The sequence below is a fragment of the Brevibacterium marinum genome (genome assembly GCF_011927955.1).
In the GTDB taxonomy this organism is placed as follows: domain Bacteria; phylum Actinomycetota; class Actinomycetes; order Actinomycetales; family Brevibacteriaceae; genus Brevibacterium; species Brevibacterium marinum.
The window spans coordinates 1,899,540-1,917,237 of the sequence record NZ_JAATJN010000001.1 but is presented as its reverse complement, the minus strand read 5'-3'; the positions used below and the strand labels follow the sequence as shown (position 1 = coordinate 1,917,237).

15 protein-coding genes are annotated in these 17,698 nt (G+C 65.3%); 6 read left to right on the top strand and 9 right to left on the bottom strand.

Annotation, left to right across the window (positions count from 1 at the left end; translation table 11 throughout):
* The 3 genes from BKA07_RS08390 to BKA07_RS08380 form a co-directional block, all read right to left on the bottom strand.
* The gene (locus BKA07_RS08390) at positions 1 to 1,233 is read right to left on the bottom strand and encodes an ABC transporter permease (protein ID WP_167950505.1); all 1,233 of its coding nucleotides are present in this window, start codon (positions 1,231 to 1,233) and stop codon (positions 1 to 3) included.
* Complete coding sequence (locus tag BKA07_RS08385) at positions 1,230 to 2,837, bottom strand: ATP-binding cassette domain-containing protein (RefSeq protein WP_167950504.1); 1,608 nt, start codon at positions 2,835 to 2,837, stop codon at positions 1,230 to 1,232. The genes BKA07_RS08390 and BKA07_RS08385 overlap by 4 nt, the downstream gene beginning before the upstream one ends.
* Before the next feature lie 74 nt (positions 2,838 to 2,911).
* Positions 2,912 to 3,979 (bottom strand): BMP family ABC transporter substrate-binding protein, encoded by a 1,068-nt coding sequence (locus BKA07_RS08380; RefSeq protein ID WP_167950503.1) that lies wholly within the window; start codon positions 3,977 to 3,979, stop codon positions 2,912 to 2,914.
* Positions 3,980 to 4,259: 280 nt separating this feature from the next.
* Here BKA07_RS08380 and BKA07_RS08375 point away from each other — a divergent pair, with 280 nt between their 5' ends.
* The 4 genes from BKA07_RS08375 (at position 4,260) to BKA07_RS08360 (ending at position 8,801) form a co-directional block, all read left to right on the top strand.
* Positions 4,260 to 6,080 carry an ABC-F family ATP-binding cassette domain-containing protein gene (locus BKA07_RS08375; protein WP_167950502.1) on the top strand — a complete coding sequence of 607 codons (1,821 nt, stop codon included), beginning with the start codon at positions 4,260 to 4,262 and terminating at the stop codon, positions 6,078 to 6,080.
* 22 nt (positions 6,081 to 6,102) lie between these two features.
* A complete protein-coding gene (locus BKA07_RS08370; protein ID WP_167950501.1) occupies positions 6,103 to 6,447 on the top strand; it encodes a TraR/DksA family transcriptional regulator in 345 nt (114 codons plus the stop codon).
* A 93-nt stretch (positions 6,448 to 6,540) separates the two neighbouring features.
* Complete coding sequence (locus BKA07_RS08365) at positions 6,541 to 7,572, top strand: acyltransferase family protein (protein WP_167950500.1); 1,032 nt, start codon at positions 6,541 to 6,543, stop codon at positions 7,570 to 7,572.
* Between the two features lie 179 nt (positions 7,573 to 7,751).
* Positions 7,752 to 8,801 carry a homocysteine S-methyltransferase family protein gene (locus BKA07_RS08360; RefSeq protein WP_167950499.1) on the top strand — a complete coding sequence of 350 codons (1,050 nt, stop codon included), beginning with the start codon at positions 7,752 to 7,754 and terminating at the stop codon, positions 8,799 to 8,801.
* Between the two features lie 267 nt (positions 8,802 to 9,068).
* On the opposite strand, the gene BKA07_RS08355 is transcribed toward BKA07_RS08360, so the two are convergent.
* The 3 genes from BKA07_RS08355 to gndA all read right to left on the bottom strand — a co-directional run bounded on the left by BKA07_RS08355 (position 9,069) and on the right by gndA (position 12,818).
* Positions 9,069 to 9,911: a formate/nitrite transporter family protein gene (locus BKA07_RS08355; protein ID WP_167950498.1), complete on the bottom strand. Its 843-nt coding sequence runs from the start codon at positions 9,909 to 9,911 to the stop codon at positions 9,069 to 9,071.
* A gap of 189 nt (positions 9,912 to 10,100) precedes the next feature.
* Entirely contained in the window at positions 10,101 to 11,243 is a 1,143-nt protein-coding gene (locus tag BKA07_RS08350; protein ID WP_167950497.1) for a pyridoxal-phosphate-dependent aminotransferase family protein, read from the bottom strand.
* A 102-nt stretch (positions 11,244 to 11,345) separates the two neighbouring features.
* Positions 11,346 to 12,818 carry an NADP-dependent phosphogluconate dehydrogenase gene (gene gndA / locus BKA07_RS08345; protein WP_167950496.1) on the bottom strand — a complete coding sequence of 491 codons (1,473 nt, stop codon included), beginning with the start codon at positions 12,816 to 12,818 and terminating at the stop codon, positions 11,346 to 11,348.
* A 116-nt stretch (positions 12,819 to 12,934) separates the two neighbouring features.
* Between gndA and BKA07_RS08340 the strand changes: the two genes are divergently transcribed.
* Together BKA07_RS08340 and BKA07_RS08335 are read left to right on the top strand one after the other, a co-directional pair.
* A complete protein-coding gene (locus BKA07_RS08340; protein ID WP_167950495.1) occupies positions 12,935 to 13,432 on the top strand; it encodes a gluconokinase in 498 nt (165 codons plus the stop codon).
* Positions 13,433 to 13,473: 41 nt separating this feature from the next.
* The gene (locus BKA07_RS08335) at positions 13,474 to 14,877 is read left to right on the top strand and encodes a GntP family permease (RefSeq protein ID WP_342449017.1); all 1,404 of its coding nucleotides are present in this window, start codon (positions 13,474 to 13,476) and stop codon (positions 14,875 to 14,877) included.
* A 60-nt stretch (positions 14,878 to 14,937) separates the two neighbouring features.
* Here BKA07_RS08335 and BKA07_RS08330 read toward each other — a convergent pair whose 3' ends face one another.
* Genes BKA07_RS08330 through rsmA form a run of 3 tightly spaced genes read right to left on the bottom strand, consistent with a single transcriptional unit; the run spans position 14,938 to position 17,662 of the window.
* A complete protein-coding gene (locus BKA07_RS08330) occupies positions 14,938 to 15,693 on the bottom strand; it encodes a FadR/GntR family transcriptional regulator (RefSeq protein WP_167950494.1) in 756 nt (251 codons plus the stop codon).
* Positions 15,694 to 15,716: 23 nt separating this feature from the next.
* The gene (locus BKA07_RS08325; protein ID WP_167950493.1) at positions 15,717 to 16,667 is read right to left on the bottom strand and encodes a 4-(cytidine 5'-diphospho)-2-C-methyl-D-erythritol kinase; all 951 of its coding nucleotides are present in this window, start codon (positions 16,665 to 16,667) and stop codon (positions 15,717 to 15,719) included.
* Entirely contained in the window at positions 16,664 to 17,662 is a 999-nt protein-coding gene (rsmA, locus tag BKA07_RS08320; protein ID WP_167950492.1) for a 16S rRNA (adenine(1518)-N(6)/adenine(1519)-N(6))-dimethyltransferase RsmA, read from the bottom strand. Before rsmA ends, BKA07_RS08325 begins: the two co-directional genes overlap by 4 nt.
* Positions 17,663 to 17,698: the final 36 nt, after the last annotated feature.

Genomic DNA, 17,698 nt, shown 5'->3' with positions numbered 1-17,698 from the left:
TCAGGCCTCCTTCCGCTTGAGCACCGGTGTGGGCAACCGGAAGATCGACCTCACCAGCGGCGGGGCCGCGATGAGCAGGACAATGACGGACTGGACGACGAGGACGATGTCGATCGGGGTCCCGGTCTGCGACTGCATGAGATAGCCGCCGGCCTTGAACGCGCCGAACAGCAGACCCGCCAGGAATGTTCCCCAGGGTTTGGACCGTCCCAGCAGCGCGACGGTGATCGCGTCGAAACCGATCGAACCGCTGATTCCGCCGGTGAGTTTGCCCTCCGTGCCGAGCACCTGAGCCGCTCCGCCGAGTCCGGCGAGTGCACCGGCGACGACCATCACGGTGATGGTCACCTTGGCCACGGAGATGCCCGCGGTCCGCGCTGCGTGCGGGTTGGCGCCGACGGCCTTGAATTCGAATCCGATCGTCGACCGCTCCAGCAGCCACCACACGAAGATCGTCGCGAGGATGGCGAGGATGAATCCGAAGTGCAGTCGGAACGGAGGCGGCAGCAGCAGGAACATCTGTGAGGAGTCGTCGATGGCCCTGGACTGCGGATTCGCCGAGGTGGTGTGGGTGAACCAGCCCTGCTTGAGCAGGTAGCCCAACAGATACCCGGCGATGGAGTTGAGCATGATCGTCACGATCACCTCGTTGGCTCCGGTCCGCGCCTTGAGGACGCCGGCGATGCCGGCCCAGATCGCGCCGCCGATGATTCCGCCGAGGGTGGCGATGAGCATGTGCACGACCGGCGGCAGCTCGAGGGCGTAGCCGAGGTAGCCGGCGATGGTGGCGCCGAGGATGACCTGCCCCTGCCCGCCGATGTTGAACAGTCCGCAGCGGAAGGCCATGGCGATGCCGAGCCCGGTGAGGATGAGCGGGGTGCCGCTGACCAGGGATTCGGTCAGTGGGCGGATCGCCCGTTCCGTGGTACGGGCGTTCCAGTCGAAGACCGCACCGCGGAACAGTGCAGAGTAGGCCTCGCCGACGGTGGAGAACAGGGTGGAGAAGAAGGAGCCCGGGGCCGCGAAGAAGTTCGCCGCCGCCGCGACGATCTCGGCGTTGGACACGGCGATGAGCACACCGCCGAGCAGAAGGGCGAGTACGATCGCGAGGACCGAGACCAGCCATGAGCCGGACAGGATCTCCTGGAGCAGATTCTGCTCCTTGTCCGGCTCCGCCTCGGCGTTCGGAGGCGGTGCCGGCGGTGGTGTCGCTGGGGAGGTGTCAGTCGTCATTTCGTCTCCTCCGCCGAGGTGGGCGCCGGTCCCTCATCGGTCGTCGAGGCGGGTGCCGCTGTGCTGGCCGAGTCTTCGGACGCCGCCGTGGCGGCGAATGCCTCGTCGGCCGGTACCCCGGCCATCATCAGCCCCAGGGCCTCCCGTGAGGTATCGGCACCGACGACGCCGACGATGCGGCCCGAGTACATGACGGCGATCCGGTCCGCGATTCCGTAGACCTCGTCGAGTTCGGTCGAGACGATGAGACAGGGCGTACCGACGTCCCGTTCGGCGATGACGCGTTTGTGGACGAACTCGATCGACCCCACGTCGAGGCCGCGGGTGGGCTGGCTGGCGATGAAGAGGCGCAGTTCACGGCCGAGTTCGCGGGAGAGGACGACCTTCTGCTGGTTGCCGCCGGACAGGGTCGCGATCGGGTCGACGACGCTGCCGAGGCGGATGTCGAACTCCTCGACCTTCTGCTTCGCCTCTTCCGTGATGACAGCGGTCTTGAGGTTGAAACCCTTGGCGTAGGGAGGGCGGTCGTAGACGTCGAGGATCATGTTCTCGCGGATCGCGAACTCGGCGATGATGCCGTCCGTGGACCGGTCCTCGGGCACGAAGCCGATGCCCGCTCCCAAACGTTCCTTGACCGACCGTCCGATGAGGTTCTTCCCGTCGAGGGTGACCGTGCCCAAGCGCGGTTCGCTCAGACCGATGATCGTCTCCGCCAACTCCGTCTGCCCATTGCCCTGCACACCGGCGACGGCCAGGATCTCGCCTCGGCGGACGTCGAAGCTGACATCGTCGACGACGATGTTGTCGGCTTTGTCGACCAGGGTGAGGTTCCTGACCTTGAAGGTCGCATCGCCGGGATCGGCGGCGTCCTTCTCGGTGGTCAGGGACACGGCACGGCCGACCATCTGGCTGGCCAGCTCCGCCTCGGTGGAGTCCGGGGAGGCCTCGCCGACGATCTTGCCGCGGCGGATGACCGTGATGGAGTCGGCGATCGCCCGGACCTCGCGGAGCTTGTGGGTGATGAAGACGATCGAGGTGCCCTGCTCCTTGAGCTGGCGCATGATCGAGATCAGCTCATCCGTCTCCTGCGGCGTGAGCACCGCGGTGGGCTCGTCGAGGATGAGGATCTTTGCATCGCGGGACAGCGCCTTGATGATCTCCACGCGCTGCTGAGCACCGACGGGCAGGTCCTCGATGAGGGCGTCGGGGTCGATGTTGAAGTTGAACCGGGAGGAGATCTCGATGACCTTCTGGCGCGCCTCGGCGAGGTTGATCAGGCCCAGGCTCTTCGTCGGCTCGTAGCCGAGCGCCACCGATTCGGCGACCGTGAAGACGGGGACGAGCATGAAGTGCTGGTGGACCATGCCGATGCCGGCGGCCACGGCGTCACCGGGCCCGTCGAAGGTTACGGGTTCCTCGTCGATGAGGATCTGTCCCCCGTCGGCGGCGTAGAGGCCGTAGAGGACGTTCATCATGGTGGATTTTCCGGCGCCGTTCTCACCCAACAGGGCGTGGATCTCGCCCGGTTCGATGGTGAGATCGATGTGGTCGTTGGCCACGAACGATCCGAACACCTTGGTCATCCCGCGAAGCTCGAGTTTCACTGCTTCCGGTACTCCTCACAAATTCGAAAACTGCAGGGCCGAAAAGCTTCGGCCCTGCAGTTTAACCTATTCGCCTATTTCGGCGAGTTCTCGGAATCCACGGTCAGAGAGCCGTCGATGATCTGCTTCTTGAGCTCCTCGACGTCCTTCTTCACGTCCTCGGACACCTTGTCCTCGAAGTCGTGGTAGGGAGCGAGTCCGACGCCTTCGTTCTCGAGGGTGCCGACATAGGGCTCGGAGCTGAAGTCGCCGTCCTGGGCTTCTGCGACCGTGTCCTCGACGGAGTTGGCGATCTGCTTGACCACCGAGGTGAGGATGATGTCGCCGTATTCGGTGGACTCGTAGCCGTCGGAGTCGACCCAGACGAGCTTGACGTCCCCGGCTTCCTTCGCGGCCGCCGCCGCTCCGAGTCCGACGGGACCGGCGACCGGCATGATGATGTCGGCTCCCTGGGAGATGAGCTGCTTGGTCAGCGCCTGGCCCTGCCCCTGGTTCTCGAAGTCGCCGGAGAAGGAACCATCCTGCTTCTCCTTGTTCCAGCCGAGGAGTTTGACGTCCTTGTCGTTGTCTTCGTTGAACTTCTTCACACCGTCGGCGAAGCCGTCCATGAACACGGTCACCGAGGGGATCTGCATCCCGCCGAAGGTGCCGACCTTGTCGGTCTCCGATGTCGCTGCGGCGACGTAGCCGGCGAGGTAGGCCGCCTCGGCGGTGTTGAAGACAAGTGGTTTCGCGTTGTCGATGGTGACGGGGTTGCCGTCCGCGTCGGAGAACGTCGAGTCGATGAGTGCGAAGTTGAGGTCGGGGTTCGCCTCGGCGGCCTCCTGGATCGAGTCCTCGAGGAGGAACCCGACGCCGAAGGTCAGGTTGCAGCCCTGCTGGACCATGTTGTCGACGTTGGGACCGAAGTCGGCATCACCCTGGGATTCGGCCAGTTTCTCCTGGATGCCGAGGTTGTCCACCGCCGCCTGCAGACCCTCGCGGCCGGACTGATTGAATGACTGGTCGTCCCAGCCGCCGGAGTCGGAGACCATGCAGCCGAGGAAGTCCTCGGCGCTGCCGGACCCCTCGCCTGAACCGCAGGCGGAGAGCACGAGGGCGGATGCGGCGGCAATCGACACCGCGGATACGAGCTTCTTCACGTTTTCTCATTTCTCCCGATCAGCAATGACGACGATCGAGGCACGGAGTCCTCCGCCGAGTTTGTGAAACCACTGGATGATCGGTCATATTTCGATGAATTTTCCGTCAGTCTAATTCAATTCGGGCACGCCTCAGGCGCGCTTAGCACCTGAATCGACGACACCGATATGAAAACGCAACATAACTTCATGTTCGTCCGCTCCCGCTTCGGCGCTCGCACATGCTCGACCATGCCGTCCGCACATGCTCGACCACGCGTGCTCTAGGCTGGGAGACGTTATGGCACATCTTCTCGGGGCCGAAGCCCTGCACCTCGAATACCCCACCCGCATCGTCTTCGATTCCGTCACGCTCGGCGTCGACGCGGGGGACATGATCGGCATCGTCGGCCGCAACGGCGACGGCAAGTCGAGCCTGCTGGGAATGCTCGCCGGCACCATCGAACCCGATTCCGGTCGCGTGACCTACCGCGGCGGCATGCGCCTGGGCATGCTCAGCCAACGTGACACCATGGACTCCGAGGCCAGCGTCGGATACTCCGTCGTCGGTGACATGGCCGACCACGAATGGGCCCGCGACGCGAAAGCCCGCGACATCATCGCAGGCCTCATCGCCGATCTCGACTGGACGGCCACCGTCGGCAGCCTCTCCGGCGGTCAGCGCCGCCGAGTGGCACTGGCGGCCCTGCTCATCGGCGACTGGGACCTGCTCATCCTCGACGAGCCGACGAACCACCTCGACGTCGACGGCATCTCCTGGCTGGCCGGACACATCAAGAACCGGTGGGCGAAGAATGCCGGGGCTCTGCTGCTCGTCACTCACGACCGGTGGTTCCTCGATGAGGTCTGCAACAAGACGTGGGAGGTCCACGACCAGATCGTCGAGCCGTTCGAAGGCGGTTACGCCGCCTACGTCCTCCAACGCGTCGAACGCGACCGGATCGCGGCGGCAACGGAGCAGAAGCGCCAGAACCTCATGCGCAAGGAGCTGGCGTGGCTGCGCCGAGGCGCTCCTGCCCGGACGTCGAAGCCGAAGTTCCGGGTCGAAGCCGCAAACCAGCTCATCGCCGACGTCCCCGAGGTGCGCAATCCGATCGAGCTGAAGAAGATGGCGACCGCCCGCCTGGGCAAGGACGTCGTCGACCTCCTCGACGTCTCGCTGAACTTCGGTGACCAGCAGATCCTCTCCGACGTCACGTGGCGGATCGGGCCCGGAGAACGCACCGGAATCCTCGGACCCAACGGCGCCGGCAAGTCGAGCCTGCTCAGCCTCGTCTCCGGAGAGATCGAACCGAGCGAGGGCCGGGTCAAACGTGGGAAGACCGTCGAAGTCGGCGTCCTCGACCAGCAGTTCAAGGATCTGGCCGCCATCGGCGGGCAGAGGGTGCGTGACGTCCTGTCGGAGTCGAAGACGAACTTCACGATCGAGGGCAAGGACTACACTCCGGCCCAGCTTCTGGAGCGTCTGGGCTTTGCCAAGGAGCACCTCTCGGCCCGGGTCAAGGACCTCTCCGGTGGGCAGAAGCGCCGGCTGCAGCTGTTGTTGCTGCTCATGTCCGAACCCAATGTCATCATCCTCGACGAACCGACCAATGACGTCGACTCCGATATGTTGGCCGCGATGGAGGACCTGCTCGACTCCTGGCCGGGCACCCTCATCGTCGTCTCCCACGACAGGTACCTGCTCGAACGCGTCACCGATCAGCAGTACGCGATCCTCGACAAGGGCCTGCGGCACGTGCCCGGCGGGGTCGACGAATACCTCAAGCTGCGTGCCCGGAGTGCCAAGTCCGGCTGCGCGCAGGGAAACGTCTCGGGCGTGGACCCATCGGATGCGAACTCGTCCGAAACAGCCGCCGAGGGAGTTTCCGGGCTCTCCGGTCCCGAGGTCAGGGCGGCGAAGAAGGAGCTCGCCTCGCTCGAGCGCCGCATGGACAAGCTGAGCAAGCGGATCACCCGCGCCCACGAGGAGATGGCCGAACACGATCAGACCGACTTCGAGGGTCTGGCCGCCCTCACCGCCTCGCTCAATGAGCTCAAGGACGAGATGAGCGAGCTGGAGGAGCGCTGGCTCGAGACCACCGAGACGTTGGACGCCTGATGGTCGATGTGAGGGGCGCCTGATGGTCGACATGGACCGGGCGCGCCGACTTCTGTCTGCCGAGGAGTCCGACACGAGGGAGCTGATCAGATCCCTGAGCTCGGTCATCCATGATCTCTCGGCTGCACGCGAGGGCGACAACAGCGACGACGAACATGACCCGGAAGGTTCGACGCTCGCGTTCGAACGATCACAGACCGACACCCTCCTGCGCCAGGCCGAGGAGCGTCTGACCTCCATCGCCGAGGCGGTGGCGAGGCTTGATGACGGCACCTTCGGCATCTGCACGAACTGTGGGAATCCCATCGCAGAGGTGCGACTCGAAGTCCGTCCCTACGCTGCGACCTGCGTGGCCTGCGCCGGCTGAACCCGGCTCGCGGGAGCTGAACGCGCCCTGACTCCGGGCTGTCTGCGGTATGAAATCTTTAGGTTTGAGCGGATGACGCGCTATCGTGGCGTGGTGCCCACACGAGATCACCGCTTGGACCGCGCCAAAGGCATCCTCATCTTCGCCGTCGTCCTCGGCCACCTGCTGGCCCGAACGGGGCCATGGGATGACGAGGTCCTCAGTGCGCCGATGTACCTCATCTACTCCTTCCACATGCCGGCCTTCGTCTTCCTCGCCGGCATCACGGCCAAGTCGACGAGGCTGCCCGAACGCGTACTGACATTCCTCGTGCTGCTGTTCACCGTGCTGCCCCTGATGTGGGGGTGGCTGTGGCTGTTCGAACTCGATGCCGACTACAGCTTCCTGACTCCGTTCTGGTACTCGTGGTTCCTGCTGTCGATGGCGTACTGGATCATCACCGTTCCCTTCATCGAACGTTTCCCACGCACGCTCCTCGTCACCTCGGTGGTGGTGGGACTCTTCGGCGGCATCCTGCCGCTGCTCGACACGGAGCTCTCGGCCTCACGGTCGATGATCTTCTGGCCCTTCTTCGTCGTCGGCAAGCTCTACGGCAAGCAGATCCTCAACTGGGCGGGCGGCCTGCGCATCTGGCAGAAGCTGTTCTTCACCGCGGCCGCCTTGGGCACGATCGGCTACTTCTACCTCGACGAGGTCGATCACCACTGGTTGTACGGCAGCCTCAATTTCGCTCATTTCGGTGTCAGCATCCCCGAAGGCGTCGGCCTCCGGCTCATCGTCGACATCGGTGCCCTGCTCATGACTCTCATGCTGCTCATGTGGGTCGGCGAGAAGGACAACCTCATCGCCAAGATCGGCCGTCACAGCCTGGCCATCTACGTCATCCACGGATTCGTCGTCCGCGGTTTCCAACCCCTCCTCGACGACAGTCTGGATGTCTACAGCGCTCCGATCGTCCTGAGCATCTGTCTCCTGTTGGCCCTGCTCACCACGTACGTGCTGTCGTGGTCACCGTTCGAACGGAGCCTGCGCTGGTATTCGTCGACCGTGACCAACCTGCTGCTCAAACCGTTCGCCCCGCTGCGCACGAAAGCGGGCGGGCACTCGGAGAAGACGTCTTCGTAGTCCGCCTGCTCGGCGGGTCGAGACAGCGGAGCCGCCGAGAACGTCTCCGAGCGTCATATGACTCGATTATGTCGATGTGACGTCGGCAACGTCGGCGGAACTGGTTGTATGCGTAGAGCCCAGGTGTTCAGCCTGCGCGGTTCAATCGCCTGTCCTCTACCTTCCAAACGGAGAGAACCATGACCACCAGCAACGCCCTGACCGATCGCCTCGATGCCGGCCCCGTGATCTGCGCCGAAGGCTTCCTGTTCGAGCTCGAGAAGCGCGGCTACCTGTCCGCCGGAGAATTCGTGCCCGAAGTCGCCCTCGAATTCCCCGACGCCCTGCGATCCCTGCACGTGGACTTCCAGCGGGCCGGTTCGGACATCGTCGAGGCCTTCACCTACAACGGCCACCGTGAGAAGATGCGGGTCATCGGCAAGGAGGACCTCCTAGAGCCGCTCAATCGCTCCGCCCTGCAGATCGCGCGCAGCGTCGCCGATGCCGAACCGGGCAACTTCATGGCCGGAAACATCTCGAACTCGAACATCTGGGATCCCGAGAGCCCCGACCGCCAGGCCGAGGTGCGTGCGATGTTCGCCGAAATGGTCGGCTGGGCCGTGGACGAGGGCGCCGATCTCATCATCGGTGAGACCTTCTACTTCGCCGGTGAGGCCATCGCCGCGGCCGAGGTCGCCACGGCCAGCGGACTGCCCGTGGTCCTCACCCTCGCACCCATGGCCTTCCAGGAGATGGCCGACGGCGTCGGAATCGTCGAGACGGCTCAGAGACTCGAACAGCTGGGCGTCGACGTCGTCGGCCTCAACTGCTTCCGCGGTCCCGCGACGATGCTGCCGTGGCTGAAGGAGATCCGCGCGGCGGTGTCCTGTCACGTCGGCGCCCTGCCGATCCCCTATCGCACGACCGAGGACGAACCGACCTTCTTCAACCTCTCCGATCCCCTGGCCGCAGTGCAGTCCCCGCACGAGCGCACCTTCCCCACGGCCCTCGATCCGCTGCAGACGAACCGCTACGAGATCGGCTCCTTCGCCAGGGAAGTCTACGACTTGGGCGTCAACTACATCGGCGTGTGCTGCGGCGCGACACCGATGCACATCCGTGAGGTCGCCGAGGCGGTCGGGCTGAACACCGAGGCCAGCCGCTTCTCGGAGAATATGAAGAACCACTTCATGTACGGCGACAACGAACGACTCGCCGACAATGTGGTCGCCCTCGGCAGCACCGCCTGAGCGCAGGTCGCGCCTGGCTGAGTCCGGGTCGTGTGCCTCAGGCGGCACCACGCACACTCAGCGCCATAACCTCGTGCTGCACGGAGAGGTTATGGCGCTGAGTGTTGTTGGCGGTGGTACCTGTATGAATAACTGGGGACAGGGCGAGACATTGCACGTGGCATCCTGGCGCCGGGAGGAGACGCTGCACGTGGCAAGCCGGGCCGGGAGGAGACGCTGCACGTGGCATGATCGCGGCTGACCGCTGACCGGCAGTGGTCAGCCGCGCTACTCGGCCTGGCGTTCAAGGTCTTCCAGGGAGACCGAGCCCTGGCGCACTGCGCGAAGCACACGATATGTGCGCACGACCCTGGGCAGAGTGATGAGAGCCAGCCCACCGAGCATATTGAACGGGATGACGATCGCAAACCATTTCAGCAGGTCCACCATCGAGATGTCCGCCCCGGCCAACATGGCTGCGAAGATGACGATCGCGTTGAGAGCGCCGTGGAGCATGCCGAGACCGATGAGCAACAGGCCGGATGCCAAACTGACGATGGCGAGGACGACGTCGTTCGAGGTCCCCTGCGACATCCGCGTCGACAGAGTGACGGTGGCACCGGCCAAGAGCGACAATGCGATCATTCCCACCAATGACGACTGGTCCATGTACTTGACGGCGGTGTCGATCATCGTCGAATGATAGTCGGGCAGCGCCAGCACCATCAGCCCGGCGAAGGCCAGGCCTCCGACCAAGTTCGTCACGAGGGTCACCGCCCACAGGCGAACTATCTGAAGCACCTTGGCCTGACCTGCGATCACTGCATTGATGGGCAGCAGAAACTCTTCAGTGAACAGTTCCGAGTGAGCAAGCTTCAGCGCCAGCAGACCTATGCCGAATGCAAGACCGGCCAGCACATCCGAACCCGTCGTCTGTTTGACCAGCACCATCGCCAGAATGCCCAGGCCGACGTCGACGCCGCCGAAGAATCCGGTGACGATGAGCTCCGGCCATTTCCGGTTCAGACGCTTCGCACCCGCGACCACAGTCCCGGTTGCTTCATCGACCAGTTCGTCTTCGAGGTCGAGATCATTCGCCCCCAGTCGTCGGCGCTGTTCCTTCTGAGTCATTGGCACAGTGTATTTGTGGTTCCTGTGCTCTGCCAGTGGTGCAGGGACCTTCACTGTCGATACCGCGGCGGACAGGCATCACGCACCAAGAGCGCCGAAACCACCCTGTGCAGCGGGATGTTTCGGCGCTCTTGGTGTGCGGTGAGACTCGCGTCGGTGCACGAGCACTCGGAGTCGAGTGCGCGGACCTCAGCCCTGCGGCGTCACGCCGATCGAGTCGAGTGCGGCCTCCAGGCGCGAGATCGAGCCGGCGATGTCGCCGAGCTTGTCGAGGCCGAAGAGACCGATCCGGAAACTCGAGAAGTCTTCGGGTTCGTCGCACTGCAGGGGAACTCCGGCAGCGATCTGGACTCCGGCTTCCTTGAACTGCGCACCTGTGGCCAGCTTCGGGTCATCCGTGTGGACGACGACCACGCTGGGTGAGGCGAACTCGGGTGCCGCGACCGAGGGCAGTCCGCGGTCGGAGAAGACCTTGCGAACCCGGTCTCCGAGCTCGAACTGTGCCGCCGAGAGCTTGTCGAAGCCGATCTGTTCGGTCTCGAGCATGACCGTGGCATTGTGTGCCAGCGAATCGGTGGGCATGGTCGCGTGGTACGGCGCCCGACCCTCTTCGTATTCGTCGGCGATGAACAGCCACTTCTTCAGGTCCATGGCGAAGCTCGTCGAGGTGGACTCCTCGACCGCGGCCCGACCGGCCTCGCTGAGCATGACGTAACCGGCGCAGGGCGATCCGCTCCACCCCTTCTGCGGGGCGCTGATGAGAACGTCGACGCCCAGCTTCTCCTGCGAGGCCCAGACCGCGCCCGAGGCGATGCAGTCGAGGACGAAGATGCCGCCCACACTGTGGACCGCCTCGGCGACCTGGCGGATGTAGTCGTCGGGCAGGAGCATACCGGAGGCGGTTTCGACATGGGGAGCGAACACGACGGCCGGACGTTCGGACTCGATGGCGGCGACCACCTCGGCGGTGGGGGCGGGAGCCCAGGCCGACTGGTGCTCGTCGCTGAGCGGTGAGGCCTTGAGCACGGTCGTCTCACTCGCGATGGACCCGGCGTCGAGGATCTGTGACCAGCGGAAGGAGAACAGCCCGTTGCGCACGACGAGGCATTTCTGGCCGGTGGCGAGCTGCCGGGCCACGGATTCCATGGCATAGCTGCCGCCGCCGGGAACGATCGCCACACTGTGGGCGTCGTAGGCCTCGCGCAGGACGCGGTTGATGTCCTGCATCACGGACACGAACCGACCCGACATGTGGTTCAGCGATCGGTCGGTGAAGACCACCGAGTATTCGAGCAGTCCGTTGGGGTCAACATCTTCATGTGGCAAAGTCATGTCACCCACATTGCCACGTCAGACGGCTTCGGGCCACTGTCGCCCGACTGCAGAGACGACGGCCGCCGCTCCTGCGAGGCCAAGGGTGCACCTCTGCGCCGGTCACAGCTTCGTTTCGCTGCGATCGCCCGCCCACAGGGTATGGAAGGTTCCGGCCCTGTCCGCGCGTGCGTAGGTGTGGGAGCCGAAGAAGTCACGCTGTGCCTGCACCAGAGCGGCCGAAGCCCGGGTGGTGCGGATCCCGTCGAAGTATCCCAGCGCCGAGGCCAGCGCCGGCACCGGAACGCCGTGGGTGGCTGCATCCGCGACGACCTCACGCAGCGACTGCTGTCCCGCGTTGAGAGCGTCCTGGACGTGCGGATCGGCCAGCAGCGAGCTCAGGTCCGGGTCCGTCTCGTAGGCCCCCGCGATCCGGTCGAGTAACCTGGCCCTGATGATGCACCCGGCCCTCCAGATCCTGGCGACCTCGCCGAGGTCGGTGGTCCATCCGTATTCCTGTGACCCTGCGGCGATCTCGTGGAAGCCCTGCACATAGGCGAGGATCTTGCCCGTGAACAGTGCCCTGCGCACCGTCTCGACGACAGCGTCGGGTTCCTTGATCGCCGAGGCGGCGGTGCCGTCGTCCCGCGCCCCGCCGGCCGTGGGGCGGGGACCGTCGAGGGCAGGGCCGGACGATCGCAGGACGGATGCCGCGGACAGAGACCGAGCCGAGACCGCCTCGGCGATGGTGGAAACGGGAACTCCGAGGTCGAGGCCGGTCTTCACCGTCCACCCACCGGTCCCCTTGGCCCCGGCCGAATCGGCGATGATGTCGACGAACGCCTCGCCCGTGGCCTCATCGGTGTGGGCGAGGACCTCGGCGGTGATCTCGATGAGGTAGGACTCCAGATCGCCCAGGTTCCATTCCCTGAACACCTCGGCGATCTCGGGCGGGGTGAGACCGAGCCTGCCGCGCAGGACGGCGAAGGCCTCGGCGATGAGCTGCATGTCCGCGTATTCGATGCCGTTGTGGATCATTTTGACGAAGTGGCCGGCCCCGTCGGTGCCCACGTGTGCGATGCAGGACTCCCGGTTCGCCTCAGCGGCGACGGGTTCGAGTATCGGGCGCAGCCTGGCCCAGGCGAGCTCGGTACCGCCGACCATCATCGACGGTCCCTCGAGTGCCCCGATCTCTCCACCGGAGATGCCGACCCCGACGAATTCGATGCCGGCCGCCTCTGCCTGCCTGCCGCGGGAGATGCTGTCGGTGAACAGTGAGTTTCCGCCGTCGACGATGATGTCTCCGGCTTCGAACACCTGCAGCAGATCGCTGATCGCCGAGTCCGTGGCCGGCCCCGCATTGACCATGAGGATCGCCACGCGTGGGCCGGACAGTCTGTCCGCCAGATCCGCCGGCGACTCGGCGACGAGGAAGTCGGCGTCCGGATGCTCCTGCGCCACTGCCCGAGCCCGACCGACGTCACGATCGTAGACGGCGACACGCGCGCCTGCCCGGTCGGCCAGATTCCGTGCGAGGTTCCTCGCGAGATTCGATCCCATCACCCCGGTGCCGATCACGCCCACTTCCGCAGTCATTCCCAATCCTCTTCTTCGTGGTTGACAGTTGCACGCGGCTCATTTAGATTTTATAAATCTGATTTATTCATCGCAGTTTAGCAATATCATCATATTTTTACGAGAGGCCGCTTGAGATGGATCTTCCCCCGCTTATCGTCATGGGGGTGTCCGGCACGGGGAAGACGCTGATCGGCGGTCGCCTGGCTGCGGAGCTCGGGCTCCCCTTCGTCGACGCCGACGATCTCCACAGCAGCGACAACAAGGCGAAGATGAACGCGGGACTCCCCCTCGACGATGAGGACCGCTGGCCGTGGCTGAGGACCGTGGCAGGCGAACTGACTTCGGATCCGCCTCCCGTCGTCGCCTGCTCCGCGCTGCGACGCAGCTATCGGGACTACCTGCGAGTCAAGGCTCCACAGACCTTCTTCATCCATCTCACCGGCAGCCGCGAGATCATCATCGACCATCTCGCCTTCCGCTCACACGAATTCATGTCTCCGACGCTCATCGACTCCCAGCTCGAGACGCTGGAAGAACTCTCTGCCGAGGAGGCGCATATGCTCGCACCGATCGATCTGACCCCGGACGAAGTCGCCCGCCACATCCTCAAGCACCTGCCATTCGCAGACTGACCACCGCCTGACCATCTCCGACCCTCAAGGAAGAGGAAACCGTGACCGATATCGATCTCAACTGGACGCTGTCAGCCCCCGCGCTGCTCGGCATGGCCGCAGCCGCCATCGCCGTCCTGCTCCTGCTCATCATCCGCTTCAGGCTTCACGCCTTCGTCGCCCTCGCGGTGGTCAGCGTGATCACCGCCCTGGCCGCCGGCATCGCCCCCGCCGACCTCGTGCCCGTGATGTACGAGGGCTTCGGATCCACCCTGGCCAGCGTCGCACTCCTTGTGGGTCTCGGGGCCATGCTCGGCCGGATGCTCGAGCTCTCCGGAGGGGCACAGGTGCTCACGGACGCGCTCATCAGAGCCTTCGGAGAGAAGCGTGCACCGCTGGCATTGGGGATGACCTCTCTGCTGTTCGGATTCCCGATCTTCTTCGACGCCGGCCTCGTCGTCATGCTGCCGATCATCTTCACCGTGGCCAAGCGCCTCGGCGGCTCCATGCTGCTCTATGCCTTCCCTTCGGCGATCGCCTTCTCGGCGATGCACATCTTCGTCCCGCCCCACCCTGGGCCCGTGGCCGCATCCGGACTCCTCGGAGCGAACGTCGGCCTCGTCCTCATCTGCGGTGTCATCATCGCCGTCCCCGCGTGGTATCTGTGCGGATACCTGTTCGGACTCTTCGTCGGCAGGCGAGTCGACATCCCGGTCCCCTCACTTCTGGCACACGACCGAGGCGGTGAGTTCGCCGACTTCCGATCCTCACCCAAGCTCTCCACGGTCGTCGTCCTGCTCGCTCTGCCGCTCGTGCTCATCTTCCTCAACACCGGTCTCGACTTCGCCGGCCAGGCGGGCTGGATCGACGCCGAATCCACCACGATCACCACCCTGCGGATGCTCGGCGAAACCCCGATCGCCCTGCTCATCACCGTACTGGTGGCCATGTGGCTGCTGGGATGGCGCAAGAACAAGGGACGCGGCATGGTCGAGAACATCGTCGACTCGGCGCTGGGGCCGGTGTGTTCGATCATCCTCATCACGGGAGCCGGCGGCATGTTCGGCGGGGTGCTGCGTGCCAGCGGGATCGGCGATTCGATCGCCGACTCCCTGGCGGCTTTGGGACTGCCGGTCATCGTGGCCGGGTTCGTCATCGCAGCAATCGTGCGCATCGCCCAAGGCTCGGCGACGGTCGCACTGACCACAGCGGCGGCGCTCGTGCAGCCGGTGGTGGTCGACAACCCGGATTTCTCGAGCCTCCAGGTCGTCGCCATCGTGCTGTCCCTGGCCGCGGGCTCCGTGTTCGCCAGCCATGTCAACGATTCGGGGTTCTGGCTGGTCTCGCGGTTCTTCGGCATGGACACGAAGACCACGCTGAAGACCTGGACCGTGGCGCAGACGCTCCTCGGCCTCGTCGGTTTCGGCTTCAGCCTGGTCATCTACGCCGTCGCCGGCGCATTCTGAGTCGCCCGCAGCTTCGGCGGGGGCACCACTTCGGCGGAAACCGTCTCGGCGGACGCCGTCTCAGCGGCCGGGCCCCAGGCGGGGCTGACCCTCCCAGGCGTCCTCCATCTCGGCGAACGCCCGCGTCATGATCTTCGTCATCGCGGCATGGGAGCGTTCGGGGTCTCGGTTGCCGATGGCGTCGGCGACGTCGAAATGCCACTGCAGCGCATCGGGGTGGGGGAATTTCGGCATCAGCCCGGCGTCGGTGCGCCCACTCAGGATCTCCGCGACGACCGAGTCGAAGGAGGCGAAGAGCTCATTGCCGCCCGCCCGCAGGACAGCGCGGTGGTAGGCGATATCGACCTCGAGCACCTCTTCGACCTCACCCTTGCGTCCGCTGGTGCGCATTCTCGCGGCCAAGCGCATGATCTCCTCGGCCGCGTCGGCGGAGGCATGCACCGCGGCGAGGTAGGCGGCCTGCGGTTCGATGGCGACCCGCAGCTCGGTCAGTGAGCGCAGCTGGACCTCCGGAGTCGCAGCCATTCGCCACCGCACCACCAAGGGATCGAGGATGGTCCATTCCTCCATCGCCAGGATCACGAGCCCGAGGCGGCGGATCGGTTTGACCATGCCCAGAGACTCCAGCACGCGCACCGATTCGCGGACCACGGACAGCGAGACTTCGTATCTCACGCGCAGCTCTTCGGTCCTGATCACGGTTCCCGCCGCCAGGGCTCCGGCGACGATGTCCATGCCGATCGAGTTGAGGAGACTCTCGTGGAGATTGCCGCCGCCGGCCCGGCCGCCTGTGTGTGCGTCCTCTGCACGGCTCATACCGCGATACTCGGCTTCGGGCATCAGTTCTGCGACACCACGTGGGCGCCGGGAGCCGGACCGGTGGTCCGCAGCGCTTCTTTGACTCCACGTGTGGCCTGGAGCAGGACCGCGAGGTCGAGTGCGTGATGTGCGTCGCGGGCGAGGAAGCCGATCGTCGGTCCCGACCCGCTGATCAGGGGCAGGAGTGCACCGGCGTCGCGCCCGGCCTCCATCACCTCGGCGAGTTCGGGCAGGGCCGAGACCGCCGCATCGGTGAGGTCGTTGCCGGCCGCGGTCGCCAGGGTGTCCGGGTCGCCGGCGGCGAGCGCCGTGAGGACCTCGGCGGGCACCTCCGCCGGTTCGGGGTTCGGGATGAGTTCGTCGAACCGTGAGTAGATCGCCGGTGTCGACAGCTGCCTCGCCGAGGTGGCCATGACCCAGTGGAACTGCCCGCGGGTGAGCACGGGGCTGAGTTTCTCCCCGCGTCCGCAGCCGATGGCCGTGCCCCCTCGGAGGAGGAAGGCGACGTCGGCGCCGACGTCGACCGCGCAGTCATGGAGGACCGCGTCATCCACTCCCCCGATGAGGTGGGCGGCGCCGCACAGCGCCGCCGCGGCGTCGGCCGAGCCTCCGCCCATACCGCCGGCGACGGGCACCTGTTTGTCGATGACGATGTCGAGGTCACGCAGCACGTCGACATCGCGTTCGCCCTCGAGGGATGCGATGAGGTGGTTGATGGCCCTGCGGGCGACGTTCGTTTCGTCCTGGGGCACTTCGTCGTCGCCGTAGCGTCCGCCGACGACGATCGATGAGCTGCCGCCGGGGATGAGGGTCAGCGTCTCATGGAGGTTGAGAGCTTGGAACACCGTCGCGAGTTCGTGGTAGCCGTCATCGCCGGAACCGCCGACGCCGAGGTGGACGTTGATCTTGCCCGGCGCCTGCACCTTCACCGGTGTCAGGGTCGTCGGACGCGAGTGCAGCTGGGCGCTCATGACTGCGGGCTTTCCTGTGTAGGTGTGCTGTCGGGTGCGTATTCGGGTGTGCTGTCGGGTGCGTATTCGGGTGTGGCGAAGGCAGTCGACGCGGCAGCGTCCTGCCTCACGGTGGAAGCACCCGACTCAGCGACGCCGGTCGCGGCCAGGCGTTCGAAGTCCGCGACGCCGAGGGCTTCGCCACGGGTCTTGGGATCGATATCGGCGGCCAGGAGCAGCTCCTCGGCCTGCTGGGGGCTGCCGGCCCAGCTCGACAGTGCCGCGCGCAGGGTTTTGCGTCGCTGGGCGAAGGCCGCGTCGACGAGGCCGAACAGGCGGCGGCGCGCATCCGGGTCGCGGTGTCGGCGATTCACGCCGATGTGGACGAGCCCTGAGTCGATGTTCGGCGCCGGCCAGAACACGTTCTTGCCGATGCGCCCGGCCAGGGTGACATCGCCGTACCACTGGGCCTTGACGCTGGGCACACCGTAGGTGCGTGACCCCGGGGCGGCCGCGAGACGTTCGGCGACCTCGAGCTGAACCATGACGAGGACGGATTTCAGGCTCGGGAAGATCTCGAGGAAGCGCAGGAGCACGGGAACCGCGACGTTGTAGGGCAGGTTCGCGACCAGCGCGTCCGGTTCGCTCGGCAACTTCGTGACCTTGAGTGCATCGGCGTTGACGATCTCGAAGTTCGCGGCCTCGGCGCCGGGTTCGGTTCGCCGGCCGATCGCGGGAGTCTGGTACTTCGCCACCGTTGCGGGCAGGCGAGCGGCGAGGACCTCATCGATCTCGACGGCGGTGACCTGGTGGCCGGCTTCCAACAGGCCCAGGGTCAGCGACCCAAGACCGGGACCGATCTCGACGACGCTGCTGTGGTCGCCGAGCGCGGCGGATGTGACGATCGAGCGCACGGTATTGGGGTCGATGACGAAGTTCTGCCCCTTCTGCTTGGTCGGGCGCAGACCCATGTCAGCGGCGATTTCGCGAATGTCGCGAGCGGTCAATAACGTCACAGCCAACAACTTACATGACTGGGTCTCAGGCACAAT